Below are 13,093 nucleotides of genomic sequence, written 5' to 3' on the forward strand. Positions count from 1 at the left end.
CTCCAGCACCCGGTAACGCATGACAATGATCGGCGCAGGCTCCGGCTCTTCCACGGCCACCGCAAACGCCAGCTTCGGCCAGGGTCATGCGTTACCGCACCGATCAGCAGGGTCGGCGGTCGTTTGGGAACCGACCCTACCGCCCAGCCCGCTACCGCGTTCCAGCGGAGACGCAAACCGACATGCGCTGACACACGCCGTTACAAGCCCGCAATACCCCAGCACGAAAGGCGTTGCGCCTGCTACCAGGCGATGTGAAGACCCCGGTAAACGCTTGGCACATATGCCTGACAGGTGTCGCCGCTACACTCGGCGGTCGTGGAACATCAAGGGTTGTACTTCATGTCGGGACGCATCACCGCGCGCATCGTAGCTGGCCTCTGCCTGGTTCTCCTGGCCGGCTGTGGCAGCAAGGACGAAGCCGCCCGCCGGCAGGCCGAAATCGTGCCCGTCACCACCCAGGTCGTACAGACCTCGGCCTGGAGCGATACCCTGCAGGCACTCGGCACCGCCAAGGCCCGCGAATCGGTGACCATCACCGCCAAAGTCAGCGAAATCATCGAAACCGTCCACTTCGACAGCGGCCAGCAGGTCTCCGCCGGCACCCCCTTGGTCACCCTGCGCGGCCAGGCCCAGGAAGCCGCCCTCCTGCAGGCCCAGGCCACCTTCGCCGAAGCCGACCAGCTCTACAAACGCCAGCGCGAACTCGCCGCCCAGCAGCTCGTCGCCAGCGCCACCCTCGACACCCAGCGCGCCATCCGCGACGCCGCCGAAGCGCGCGTCCGCGAAATGCAGTCCGACATCGGCGACCGCCGCGTGCGTGCCCCCTTCGCCGGCGTCCTCGGCATCCGCCAGGTCAGCGAAGGCTCCCTGGTCACACCGACCACCGTCATCGCCACCCTCGACGACATCGAACGCATGCACGTCGACTTCCAGGTGCCCGAAGCCGAACTCGCCTCACTGACCGAAGGCGACACCGTCAGCGCCACCAGCGTCGCCTATCCCGGCCGTACGTTCGACGGCAAAGTCGCCACCATCGACACCCGCGTCGACCCCGGTACCCGCGCCGTCACCGTGCGCGCCGACTTCATCAACGCCGACCACAGCCTGCGCCCCGGCATGCTGCTGGATGTACGCATGTTCCGCCCCGAGCGCCAGGCGCTGGTCATCCCGGAAATCGCCGTCGTCCAGGTCGGTCGCGACTCCTTCGTGTTCCGGGTCAAGCCCGACCATACCGTCGAACGCGTCGACGTCGTCAGCGGCGCGCGCCGCTCCGGCGTCGTCGAAATCCGCGAAGGCCTCAAGGCCGGCGAACGCATCGTCATCGACGGCACCGGCAAACTGCGCCCCGGCCTGAAAGTGGACGACAGCGCCGCCCCGGCCGCCACCCCGGCCGCACCGTCCACCAGCCCGGCCGACGAACCGGCTGAAAAGGCGACCACCCCCGCACCGGCCGGCAGCCCCCGTGCACCCGCCGGCGCCACCACCACCGTCGCACCCGCGGGCCGCGCCGGATGAAACTCTCCAACATCTCCATCCAGCGGCCCGTGTTTGCCGTGGTGATGAGTCTGCTGCTGGTCGTGCTGGGCATCATGTCCTTCACCCGCCTGACCCTGCGCGAACTGCCCGCCATCGACCCGCCCATCGTCTCGGTCTCCGTCGACTACACCGGTGCCTCCGCCGCCGTCATCGAAAGCCGCATCACCCAGGTGCTCGAAGACGCCCTCGCCGGCATCGAAGGCATCGACACCATCAACGCCCGCAGCTCCAACGGCCGTTCCCAGGTCAGCATCGAATTCACCTCCAACCGCGACATCGAAGCCGCCGCCAACGACGTGCGCGACGCCGTCAGCCGCGTCGCCGACCGCATGCCTGAAGAAGCGCGGCCGCCGGAAATCGCCAAAGTCGAGAGCGACGCCGACCCGATCATCTGGTTCAACATGACCTCCTCCAGCATGAACACGCTGGAGCTGAGCGACTACGCCGACCGCTACGTCGTCGACCGTTTCTCCAGCCTCGACGGCGTCGCCCAGGTCCGCATCGGCGGCCGCCAGCGCTATGCCATGCGCATCTGGCTCGACCGCGACCAGCTCGCCGCCCGCGGCTTCACCGTCGGCGACGTGGAAACCGCACTGCGCAACGAAAACGTGGAACTGCCGGCCGGCCGCATCGAATCGGCCGACCGCGATTTCACCCTGCGCGTCGAACGCAACTACGTAAAGCCCGAAGACTTCGCCACCATCCCGCTGGGCAAGGGTGCCGACGGCTACGTCGTGCGCATGGGCGATGTCGCGAAGATCGAACTGGCCTCGTCCGAGCGCCGCGCCTACTACCGCAGCAACGGCGAACCCGGCATCGGCCTTGGCATCGTCAAGACCTCCACCGCCAACTCGCTGGACGTCGCCCGCACCGCCCGCGCCGAAGCCGAGCGCGTAGGCCAGACCCTGCCCGAAGGCACCCACATCTTCGTCGCCTTCGACAACACCACCTTCATCGAAGCCGCCGTCGACCGCGTCTACGCCACCCTGGTCGAGGCGATGCTGTTGGTGCTGGTGGTGATCTGGCTGTTCCTCGGCAGCTTCCGCGCCGCGCTGATTCCCGCCGTCACCGTCCCGGTCTGCCTGGTCGCCGCCTTCATCGCCCTGTACGCCTTCGGCTTCTCGATCAACCTGCTGACCCTGCTTGCGCTGGTGCTGTGCATCGGCCTGGTGGTGGACGACGCCATCGTCGTGGTGGAAAACGTGCAGCGCCGCATCGACCTCGGCGAACCCCCGCTGGTGGCTTCCAAACGCGGTACCGCGCAGGTCGCGTTCGCGGTCATCGCCACCACCGCCGTGCTGGTGGCCGTGTTCCTCCCGGTCGGCTTCCTCGAAGGCAACACCGGTCGCCTGTTCCGTGAACTGGCGGTGGCCCTGGCCGCGGCGGTCGCGCTGTCCGCGTTCGTCTCGCTCACCCTCACCCCGATGATGGCCTCCAAGCTGCTCAAGCCGCACACCGGCCAGCCGCCCAAGGGCCTGCACGGCTTCATCAACCGCAACTTGGACCGTGTCTCGGCGTCCTACGGCCGCGTGCTCGACGCCCACGTCGGCAGGATCTGGATCTACGTGGCCGTCATGGTGCTGTCGCTGGCTGCCAGCGCGCTGCTGCTGAAGGTGCTGCCGTCCGAGCTGGCCCCGGCCGAAGACCGTGGCTCGTTCCAGATCATGATCGACGGACCCGAAGGCGCCGGCTACGACTACACCGTCGGCCAGGTGCAGGAAGTGGAAAAGATCGTCGGCGACTTCGTCGGCGAGGGCAAACCCATCGTGCGCGCCAACCCGCGTGTTCCCGGCGGCTTCGGCGCCAGCGAGGAAATGCACACCGGCCGCATCAGCGTGTTCCTGCAGCCCTGGCGTGAACGCGCCACCGCGACCCCCGACGTCGCTGCGGAACTGCAGAAGCACCTGGACACCATGCGCGGCGTGCGCGTGCGCACCCAGGTCGGCGGCGGCTTGGTGCGGAGTGGCGGGCAGCCGTTCCAGATCGTGCTGGGCGGCCCCGAATACGCCGAAATCGCCCAGTGGCGTGACCGCATGCTCGAGCGCATGGCCGACAACCCCGGGCTGGTCGGCGCGGATTCGGACTACAAGGAAACCCGCCCGCAGATGCGCGTGAACATCGACCGCCAGCGCGCCGCCGACCTCGGCGTCTCGGTCACCGCGATCGGTTCGGCGCTGGAAACCATGATGGGCTCGCGCCGCGTCACCACCTTCGTCGACAACGGCGAGGAGTACGACGTGCTGGTGCAGGCCGGACGCGAAGGCCGTGCCTCGCCGGACGACCTGGCCGCCATCCGCGTGCGCGCCAGCAACGGCGAACTGGTGCCACTCTCCAACCTCGTCACCCTCAGCGAAGTGGCCGAAGCCGGCAACCTCAACCGCTTCAACCGCCTGCGCTCGATCACCATCAGCGCCGGCCTGGCCCCGGGCTATCCGCTCGGCGAAGCGATCGCCTGGGCGCAGCAGACCGCGCGCGAAGAACTGCCGCAGCACGCGCAGATCGACTGGAAGGGCGAATCGCGCGAATACCAGAACGCCGGCAGCGCCGTGCTGCTGACCTTCGCCATGGCACTGCTGGTGGTGTACCTCGTGCTGGCCGCGCAGTTCGAAAGCTTCATCCACCCGCTGGTGATCATGCTCACCGTGCCGCTGGGCGTGCTGGGGGCGCTGCTTGGCCTGTACGTCAGCGGCGGCACCATCAACCTGTTCAGCCAGATCGGCATCGTCATGCTGGTGGGGCTGGCGGCGAAGAACGGCATCCTGATCGTCGAATTCGCCAACCAGCTGCGCGACGAAGGCCGCGACGTGCACCGGGCCATCGTCGAATCGGCGATGGTGCGCCTGCGCCCGATCCTGATGACCTCCATCGCCACCGTGGTCGGTGCGATTCCGCTGGTGGTCGCCGGCGGCCCGGGTTCGGCCAGCCGCGGCACCATCGGCATCGTGGTGATCTTCGGTGTCACCGTCTCCACCTTCCTCTCGCTGTTCGTGGTCCCGGCCTTCTATTCGCTGCTGGCCCCGTACACGCGCTCGCCCGAGGCCGTGGCGCGCGAGCTGGAGAAGCAGGAAGCCGACACCCCGTCGGTGGGCGGCCATGCCTGACCGCCCGCTGCGGCTGGAAGGCGACGGATTCGTGCTGCGCCCCTGGCGCAGCGACGACCTCGAGTCCCTGCTGCGGCATGCCAACGATGAGGCGGTCTTGCGCGGCCTGCGCGACCGCTTCCCGTTCCCCTACACCCGCGACGACGGCGAGGCGTTCCTCGGTGGCCGGATCCTGGCCCCCGGTACGCTCAGCCTGGCCATCGAGATCGAAGGCGCCGCCTGCGGCAGCATCGGCGCCCAGCCGGGCGTGGCCGAGCGTGGGCACAGCGCCGAACTGGGCTACTGGCTGGGCCGGGCGCACTGGGGGCAGGGCTGGATGACCCGGGTGGTGGGCCAGTTCGCGCCGTGGGTGATGGACGAACTGCGCCTGTTCAGGCTGCAGGCCGAGGTGCTGGATTTCAACGAAGGCTCGGCCCGGGTACTGCTGGCCAACGGCTTCCTGGAAGAGGGCACGGCCCGCTGCGCGGTGTTCAAGCGTGGCCAGCTGCACGACCTGCGCCGGTTCGCCCGCGTGCGTGAACGGGTGGACTGAGGGCCCTCGAGTTTCGTCCCGACCAACGGTCGGGACCTACCGTAGAGGGGCCGCCGGCGCTAAGCGACACCTGGCGCGGTGATTCTGCCAGCGCCGAGCGATGGTAGGCCACGACCGTTGGTCGTGGCGGCAGCCGCCGGGTTGATCAATCGGCCCTATCGGGCTGGCGCGCTATGGTGGAGAATCGACCGGGTCCCTTCCAGCCGACGGGACGTCCTTCATTTTCCGCCGACTGGAGAGAGCGCGTGGAAGCAGTAGTTGAGTTCATCAATGGCATCATCTGGAGCAAGGCACTGATCTTCCTGTGCCTGGCCGCCGGCCTGTTCTTCAGCGTGCGCACGCGCTTCATGCAGCTGCGCGGATTCTTTGAAATGTGCCGGCTCACCGTGCAGGGCGAAAAGTCCGAAGCGGGCGTGTCCTCGTTCCAGGCGCTGGCGATGTCCATGGCCGGCCGCATGGGCATCGGCAACATCGCCGGCGTGGCCACCGCCATCGCCTTCGGCGGCCCCGGTGCGATCTTCTGGATGTGGGTGATGGGCTTCCTGGGTGCATCCACCTCGTACATCGAGTGCACCCTGGCGCAGATCTACAAGACCAAGGATGCCGAAGGCCGCTACCGTGGCGGCCCGGCGTACTACATCGAAAAGGCCATGGGCCTGAAGTGGTATGCGATGGCCTTCGCCATGGCCACGATCGTCGCGGCCGGCTTCCTGATGCCGGGCGTGCAGGCCAATGCGATCGCCGACAGCATCATCAATTCCTGCCGCGGCGGTTCGCTGTGCGGGCCACTGGATGGCCAGTTCATGGGCATGGAATCGGTGCAGGCCTTCAAGCTGGGCATCGGCATCGTGGTCGCCCTCCTGCTGGGCGTGGTGATCTTCGGCGGCGTCAAGCGCATCGCCAACTTCGCCGAAGTGGTGGTGCCGTTCATGGCCGCCGGCTTCATCCTCATGGCCATCGTCATCATGATCCTCAACTATGACCGCGTGCCGGACATGTTCCGTACCGTGTTCAGCAGCGCCTTCGGCGCCCACGCCGCGTTCGGCGCGATGATGGGCCTGGCGGTGGAGTGGGGCGTCAAGCGCGGCATCTACGCCAACGAAGCCGGCCAGGGTACCGGCCCGCACGCGGCCGCGGCCTCGGAGGTTTCGCACCCGGCCAAGCAGGGCTACGTGCAGGCGTTCGCGATCTATTTCGACACCATGATGGTGTGCACCGCCACCGCGTTCCTGATCCTGGCCGCCGGTACCTACAACGTGTACTCGCCCACCCCGGGTGCCGAGCCGGTGTTCGCCGGGCTGGCCGGTGTCGCCGAAGGCGCGGGCTACGCGCAGGCCGCCGTGGAAACCGTGCTGCCGGGCTGGGGTTCGGGCTTCGTGGCGATCGCGATCTTCTTCTTCGCCTTCACCACCATCATGGCCTATTACTACATGGCCGAAACCAACCTCAGCTACCTCAACCACAACCGCAAGCGCCCGCTGACCGTGCTCGCGCTGCGCCTGGGCATCATCGGCATGGTGGTGTTCGGCGCCTTCCACAACGCCAAGATGGCCTGGGCGCTGGGCGACATCGGCGTGGGCCTGATGGCGTGGTTGAACATCGTCGCCATCCTGATCGTGCAGAAGCCGGCCCTGATCGCACTGCGCGATTACGAGCGCCAGAAGAAGCTGGGCCTGGATCCGACCTTCGACCCCGATGCCCTGGGCATCAAGAACGCCGATTTCTGGCGTCAACGCAAGCTGGAGCCGTCCCGTAGTGAATGATCCCTGGAAAAACGCCCGCCGCCCGTCGTCGCGACCGCCGCGGGCCACCCCGCTGCCGCCGCGCGAAGGTGGCACCCCGCCACCGCCGGGGCGCGGCAACGACGAACTGCGCCTGTACGGCTGGAATGCCGTGCAGGCCATGTTCGCGCGCCGCCCGCAGGCGCTGCGCAAGCTGTACCTGGCCGACGCGCTGATCCCACGCCTGCAGCCGGTGCTGAAGTGGTGCGTGGCCAACCGCGTCGGTTACCGCGTGGTGGAGGAGGGCGACCTCAACAAGCTGGCCGCCACCACCCACCACGAAGGCGTGGTCGCCGACGTGGTGCGGGCGCCGATGCTGAGCCTGCCGGAATGGCTGGATGGACTGCCGGCACGCAAGCCGGTGCTGGCACTGTGGCTGGATGGCGTTGGCAACCCGCACAACTTCGGCGCCATCCTGCGTTCGGCGGCGCACTTCGGCGTGGCCGGCCTGCTGCTGCCTTCCGATTCCACCCTGGCCCTGTCCGGCGCGGCCGCGCGCGTTGCCGAAGGTGGCGCCGAGGCGGTGCCGCTGGTGCGCCTGCCGGCGCTCCCGCAGGCGATGGAGGCCCTGCGCGCCGGCGGATTCGGCCTGGCCGCCACGCTGGTGGAGGGCGGCGACAGCCTGTTCAAGTGCGCCTTGCCGGAACGGCTGGTGTACGTCATGGGCGCCGAAGGCGAAGGCATGGATCGCGCGTTGGCGCAGACCTGCGACCTGCAGGTTTCCATTCCGGGCAGCGGTGCGGTGGAAAGTCTGAACGTTGCCTCGGCAACGGCGGTGCTGTTGTCGCACTGGTACGCACAACGGTAGACGACGACCGTGGGTCGTCGTGCTTTGAACGGGGCAACGCAAACGCGCGCTGCCCCACGTGATGTGATCGACTTCTCCAATGAAGTCACGCTTACACGGGATTCGGATTTTTCGGATGGTGTGCAGCGATCCTGCTGCGCCACAGTGAAAAGCAGCACTGCACTGCGTAGGTGAGGAGAGACACCCACCCAGTGCGGCGCCGTTGTCCGGATCACGGTCTGTCCGTGGCGCTCACCGCGTGGGGTGTGATGAATCCCGGTAGCCCGGCCCTCTGGCCGGGCTTTTTTTTCGCCCGCTGCACGCCTGCGGGTGACATGCGACAAACCACGCCTGGAAATGGGAATTTCCGTGCTTCGACCGAAGCGTCGTTTCGGGCCGTCCGCGATGGATTTCCTGTAGCGCGTGCAGCGCTCTGGTCCTGCTTGCAACCATGTTTGGCGCGATGAGCCTGTTCGCGTGTGCGCCCGTGCACAGAACCCCACAATCGCGTGATTTACCGATATTTAACGGCTTGCTTCCTGTGCAGATTGCCGGTGCGGCGGATTGGCCCGCCGCATCCACCCGTCACCACGGAGGCATTCCATGAAGCCCATTGCGCTGCGCTCCCTGCGCTCATCCCGTTCCGCCCTGATCGCCGCCCTGATCGCCGGCCTGTGCCTGCCTGCCGCCGCGTTCGCCGACGAGCGCACGCTCGACGGTGTCAATTTCATGGGCCCGCTGATCACCCCGAACCCGGCCGGCATGCCCAAGGGCGGGCTGTTCATCGAGCCCTACCTGGTGCGGATCAACAGCGACAGCTACTTCGACGGCGAAGGCCGCCGGCATGACAGCGAAGGCCGCAGCAGCGCGTGGCTGACCGTGGTGCCGATCGCCTACGGCCTGGGCCAGCGTGTCACCGCGCAGGTCAACCTGAGCGCATCGCGCGCCGAGACCGGCAGCGACCGCAGCCGTGGCTTCCGCGCCGGCGATACCACCGCCATGGTGCAGTACCTGCTGCAGGCGCCCAGCGTCGACGGCACGCGCCCGGCGGTGTCGGTGTCGCTCAGCCAGCGCTACGCGACCGGCAGCTACGACCGCATCGACGGCAACCCGCTCAATGCGCAGGGCGACGGCGTGCAGCGCACCACCTTCGGCCTGGGCGTGCAGCAGGTGGTATGGCTGCCCAACGGCCGCCCGTTACGCTGGCGCAGCCAGCTCAGCGCCAGCCCCGCGCCGGCACGCGTGGCGCTCAACGACCACAGCGTCTACGGCACCCCTGAAGGATTCCGCGGCAACATCGCGCCGGGCTCGCTGATCGGCCTGTCCGCGGCCGGCGAATACAGCTTCAACCCGAAGTGGGTGGGGGTGATGGAGGTTGCCGTGAGCCGCCAGAGCGACCGCCACCTCAGCGGCTATGCGCCTGCCGCCGACGGCAGCATGCAACGCTTCGACGAGCGCCGCCCCGGCAGCCGCAACGTCACCCTCGCACCGGCCGTGCAGTACCACTTCAGCCCCAGCGTCGGTCTGATCGCCGGTGTTGAATTCACCGTGGCCGGGCGCAACACCGGCAGTTACATCAATCCGCAGGTCGCGCTGGGCATGTTCTTCTGATGGGCGTCGAGGATATCGTCGCCCGCCTGCTGGGCATCGTCTGGAGTCCCGCACTGGTCGGGCTGTGCCTGCTGGTGGGCCTGTATTTCAGCGTGCGCACCCGCTTCGTGCAGCTGCGCGGCCTGCCTGAAATGCTCAAGCTCATGTTCCAGGGCCGCAGCTCGGCGGCGGGGGTGTCCTCGTTCCAGGCCTTGAGCCTGTCGCTGTCCAGCCGGGTCGGCGTGGGCAACATCGCCGGCGTGGCCATGGCCATCGCCTACGGGGGGCCCGGTGCGATCTTCTGGATGTGGATCGTGGCGTTCCTGGGCGCCTCCAGCGCCTTCGTGGAATCCACGCTGGCGCAGATCTACAAGCAGCGCGACAGCAAGGGCATGTATCGCGGTGGGCCGGCGTATTACATCGAGAAGGGCCTGGGCAAGCGCTGGTATGCGGTGCTGTTCGCGCTGAGCACGGTGGTGGGCTGTGGCCTGCTGTTGCCGGGTACCCAGTCCAACGCCATCGTCAGCGCGCTCGACGAGGCGTGGGCGTTGCCGGGCTGGATCACCGCCGCCGGCATCGGGACCGTGGTGGCGATGGTGATCTTCGGTGGCGTACGCCGCATCGCCCAGGTGGCGCAGGTGATCGTGCCGTTCATGGCGCTGGGCTACCTGCTGGTTGCCGCCGTGGTGATGGCCCTGAACCTGGACGCGGTACCGGAGATGTTCGCCATCATCCTGCGCAGTGCGTTCGGCCAGGACGCCGCGTTCGGCGCCATGATCGGCACCGCCATCCAGTGGGGCGTGCGCCGCGGGGTGATGAGCAACGAAGCGGGCATGGGCAGCGGTGCCCATCCGGCTGCAGCGGCCGAGGTCTCGCATCCGGTCAAGCAGGGTCTGGTGCAGGCCTGCTCGGTGTACATCGACACCATGGTGGTGTGCAGCGCCACCGCGTTCCTGATCCTGTCGACCGGCGCGTACAACGTGTATGACCCGGCGGTGCCGTCGCAGTGGATCGTGGCGAACGTACCCGGGCTGGAAGCTGGGCCGCGGTTCGTACAGCAGGCGGTGGAATCGGCATTGCCCGGGTTCAGGCGCTCGTTCATCGCGCTGGCGATCATTCCGTTCGCCTTCACCACGATCCTGGCGCTGTACTACACCGCGGAAACCAACGTGGTGTACCTGGTGCGCAACCGGCATTCGCCTTGGGTGATGGCGCTGTTCCGCCTCGGCTTCATCGGCGCCATGCTGTATTCGGCGCTGAACACCGCCACCGTGGCCTGGTCGCTCGGCGACATCGGCGTGGGTCTGATGACCTGGCTCAACATCATCGCGCTGCTGCTGTTGCAGAAGCCGGCGTTGGCCGCCCTGCGTGACTACGAAGCCTCGCGCGGCGCGGGCCAGGACCCGGTGTACCGGCCGGACAACGTCACGCTGCCGGCCAGCACCGTATGGCTGAGGTAGCGCGGGGGGTAGAGCCGTCTGTTAGACGGCTGCCGTTGGGTCAACGTGCAGCGGACCAACGGTCCGCTCTACCAGGTGACAGCGCTTTGCGCTGTCACTCGTTCGGCGGGGTGGTGGCCTTTGCTTCGCTGCCAAAGCTGCCATCGGCTTCCGCCGCCAGGTAGGCGAACACCGTGTACGCGGCAACGTTCTGCGCCAGTGCCGCTGGTTCGATCTTGTCGAGCGTGTCGTCGGCGGTGTGGTGCAGGTTGAAGTAGTCGGTTCCGTCCTGTGCCAGCCACGCCCACGCGCCGCCCTTGGCCGCCAGCGGACCGATGTCCGGGCCCGGGCCGCCCTTGTCGGCCACGTACTCGATGCCCAGCGGCTTGAGCACTTCGGCGATCTGGCGGGTGGCCTCGCGCGAGCCCTCCGGGTTCGGCGAGCCGGTGTTGAAGGCATAGATGCGGCCGGCACCGAAGTCGCTCTCGGCGGCCAGCTGGTGCAGGGCGATGTCCTTGGCATGCGCTTCGGCATAGGCCTTGCCGCCGTACAGGCCCTGTTCCTCGTTGGCGAACGCCACCACGCGGATGCTGCGCTTCGGGGCCTGCTTGAGCTGGCCGATCAGGTGGCCGGCGGCCATGGTCAGTGCCACGCCCGCACCGTCATCGATCGCGCCGGTGCCCAGGTCCCAGGAATCCAGGTGACCGCCGATCACCACCACTTCCTTGGGCAGGCTGCGCCCGGTGATCTCGCCGATCACGTTGTACGACGTGGCGGTGCCGTCCCAGCCGCAATCCAGGCTCAGCTTGACCGTGGTCGGGCCCAGCGCGACCAGGCGCGCCAGCTGGTTGGCGTCGGGCACCGACAGTGCCGCCGACGGCACCGGGGTCAGGCCGTCGTCGAAGCGGGTGATGCCGGTGTGCGGGACGCGGTGCGAATCGGTACCGGCCGAGCGCATCACGAAGCCCACCGCGCCCTTGCGGATTGCCTCGGACGGCCCCTTGCTGCGCACCGCGCCGCCCTTGCCGTAGTCACGGCCGTCGCGGTAGGCGGTCATCTGGTAATCGACGAAGGCGATCTTGCCCTTCAGCGAACCTTCCGGCGCGGCCTGCAGTGCGGCCAGGTCGGCGAAGCGCACCACCTCGGCCTCGACCGTGCCGCCCGGGCTGCCGCCCAGTGCGGTGATCGACAGTGGCTGGGCGTGCTTGCCCGTCACCTGCGCGTGTTCGCTGCGGCGCTCCCATTTCGGGAAGGTCACCGGTTCTTTCCAGACCCTGTCGAAGCCGAGTGCCTTGAATTTCGCCTCGGCCCAGGCCACGGCGCGGGCGTCGGCTTCGCTGCCCGCAATACGCGGACCGATTTCGGTGGTCAGCGACTCGACCACCTTCCAGCCGGTGTCGTCCTTGAGGGCCTGCTCGCGGAGTTCAGCGGCGGTGGCCAGCGATTTCGGCGGCAGGGTGGTAGTGCCGGTCGCGGCGAACGCCGGGGCGGCCAGCAGGGCAAGGGAAGATGCGATGGCAAGGACGCGGCGACGCATGGGACGGACTCCGGGGCAGCAGGGCGTAAGCCCCCGAGCTTAGCAGCCTGTCCGCAGCGCACATGGGCGCAAGGTCATGGTTGGGCGGATGCTGATTTCCATCGGTGGTTCGGCGACGACCAACGGTCGTCGCCTACCCGCATATACGCGGCATGCCCGCCAAGGGCCGTACCAACCCGCACGACGCGCGCCGCCGGGTACCCCACGCACGCGGCACGCTCGCCACGAGTGCTGCGCTCACCCGGCACGCCCGTCGACGGGGCACCGCACGAACGCGGCACGCTCGCCACCGGGGCACCGCATGCATGCGGCACGCCCGCCACGGTAGGTACCGACCGTTGGTCGGTACGCCGTCACAACGTTCTTACTTTTTCAGGTTGTCGCGGATTTCGCGCAGCAGCACGATCTCTTCCTTCGGCGCTGCCGGCTCGGCTTCCTTCTTCCGCGCCACGCGGTTGATCACCTTGATCAGCAGGAAGATCGCGAACGCTACGATGATGAACTGCACCAGCGTGTTGAGGAAATCGCCGTAACCGATCACCACGGCGGGGATCTCGGTGCCATCGGCGGCCACGCGTGCCGGCGCCAGGGTCCACGCCAGCTCCGAGAAATCCACCCGGCCGATCAGCCAACCCAGCGGCGGCATGATGATCTTGTCCACCAGCGCGGTGACGATCTTGCCGAACGCCGCGCCGATGACCACACCGACCGCCAGGTCGATGACGTTGCCACGCATGGCGAATTCCTTGAACTCAGTCAGCATTCCCATCGGGTTCTCCTGTAACGG

The 13,093-nt window shown here is 67.9% G+C and carries 9 protein-coding genes; 7 read left to right on the plus strand and 2 right to left on the minus strand.

What is annotated here, in order from left to right; translation table 11 throughout:
* The first annotated feature begins 342 nt into the window (after positions 1-342).
* The 7 genes from FSZ13_RS09930 to FSZ13_RS09960 all read left to right on the plus strand — a co-directional run bounded on the left by FSZ13_RS09930 (position 343) and on the right by FSZ13_RS09960 (position 10,790).
* Positions 343-1,518 (plus strand): efflux RND transporter periplasmic adaptor subunit, encoded by a 1,176-nt coding sequence (locus FSZ13_RS09930; protein WP_145479351.1) that lies wholly within the window; start codon positions 343-345, stop codon positions 1,516-1,518.
* Entirely contained in the window at positions 1,515-4,640 is a 3,126-nt protein-coding gene (locus tag FSZ13_RS09935; RefSeq protein WP_145479352.1) for an efflux RND transporter permease subunit, read from the plus strand. The genes FSZ13_RS09930 and FSZ13_RS09935 overlap by 4 nt, the downstream gene beginning before the upstream one ends.
* Complete coding sequence (locus FSZ13_RS09940) at positions 4,633-5,172, plus strand: GNAT family N-acetyltransferase (protein WP_145479353.1); 540 nt, start codon at positions 4,633-4,635, stop codon at positions 5,170-5,172. The genes FSZ13_RS09935 and FSZ13_RS09940 overlap by 8 nt, the downstream gene beginning before the upstream one ends.
* A 245-nt stretch (positions 5,173-5,417) precedes the next feature.
* Complete coding sequence (locus FSZ13_RS09945; RefSeq protein WP_145479354.1) at positions 5,418-6,935, plus strand: alanine/glycine:cation symporter family protein; 1,518 nt, start codon at positions 5,418-5,420, stop codon at positions 6,933-6,935.
* Complete coding sequence (locus FSZ13_RS09950; protein ID WP_145479355.1) at positions 6,928-7,761, plus strand: TrmH family RNA methyltransferase; 834 nt, start codon at positions 6,928-6,930, stop codon at positions 7,759-7,761. The genes FSZ13_RS09945 and FSZ13_RS09950 overlap by 8 nt, the downstream gene beginning before the upstream one ends.
* A gap of 582 nt (positions 7,762-8,343) precedes the next feature.
* Entirely contained in the window at positions 8,344-9,351 is a 1,008-nt protein-coding gene (locus FSZ13_RS09955; protein WP_145479356.1) for a hypothetical protein, read from the plus strand.
* Positions 9,351-10,790 carry an alanine/glycine:cation symporter family protein gene (locus FSZ13_RS09960; protein ID WP_145479357.1) on the plus strand — a complete coding sequence of 480 codons (1,440 nt, stop codon included), beginning with the start codon at positions 9,351-9,353 and terminating at the stop codon, positions 10,788-10,790. The genes FSZ13_RS09955 and FSZ13_RS09960 overlap by 1 nt, the downstream gene beginning before the upstream one ends.
* A gap of 94 nt (positions 10,791-10,884) precedes the next feature.
* On the opposite strand, the gene FSZ13_RS09965 is transcribed toward FSZ13_RS09960, so the two are convergent.
* Both FSZ13_RS09965 and mscL read right to left on the minus strand, forming a co-directional pair.
* Entirely contained in the window at positions 10,885-12,306 is a 1,422-nt protein-coding gene (locus FSZ13_RS09965; protein ID WP_145479358.1) for a M28 family peptidase, read from the minus strand.
* Positions 12,307-12,670: 364 nt separating this feature from the next.
* Positions 12,671-13,075, minus strand: coding sequence for a large-conductance mechanosensitive channel protein MscL (gene mscL / locus FSZ13_RS09970; RefSeq protein ID WP_145479359.1), 405 nt, complete (start codon positions 13,073-13,075; stop codon positions 12,671-12,673).
* Positions 13,076-13,093 lie beyond the last annotated feature (18 nt).

It is taken from the genome of Stenotrophomonas rhizophila (genome assembly GCF_007667275.1).
GTDB classification, from domain to species: Bacteria; Pseudomonadota; Gammaproteobacteria; order Xanthomonadales; family Xanthomonadaceae; genus Stenotrophomonas; species Stenotrophomonas maltophilia_AE.

Bases quoted from the DNA above. Each gene is read 5' to 3' on its own strand.
- FSZ13_RS09930 (WP_145479351.1), top strand. From the start codon at position 343: ATGTCGGGACGCATCACCGCGCGCATCGTAGCTGGCCTCTGCCTGGTT.
- FSZ13_RS09935 (WP_145479352.1), top strand. From the start codon at position 1,515: ATGAAACTCTCCAACATCTCCATCCAGCGGCCCGTGTTTGCCGTGGTG.
- FSZ13_RS09940 (WP_145479353.1), top strand. From the start codon at position 4,633: ATGCCTGACCGCCCGCTGCGGCTGGAAGGCGACGGATTCGTGCTGCGC.
- FSZ13_RS09955 (WP_145479356.1), top strand. From the start codon at position 8,344: ATGAAGCCCATTGCGCTGCGCTCCCTGCGCTCATCCCGTTCCGCCCTG.
- FSZ13_RS09960 (WP_145479357.1), top strand. From the start codon at position 9,351: ATGGGCGTCGAGGATATCGTCGCCCGCCTGCTGGGCATCGTCTGGAGT.
- FSZ13_RS09965 (WP_145479358.1), bottom strand. From the start codon at position 12,306: ATGCGTCGCCGCGTCCTTGCCATCGCATCTTCCCTTGCCCTGCTGGCC.
- mscL (WP_145479359.1), bottom strand. From the start codon at position 13,075: ATGGGAATGCTGACTGAGTTCAAGGAATTCGCCATGCGTGGCAACGTC.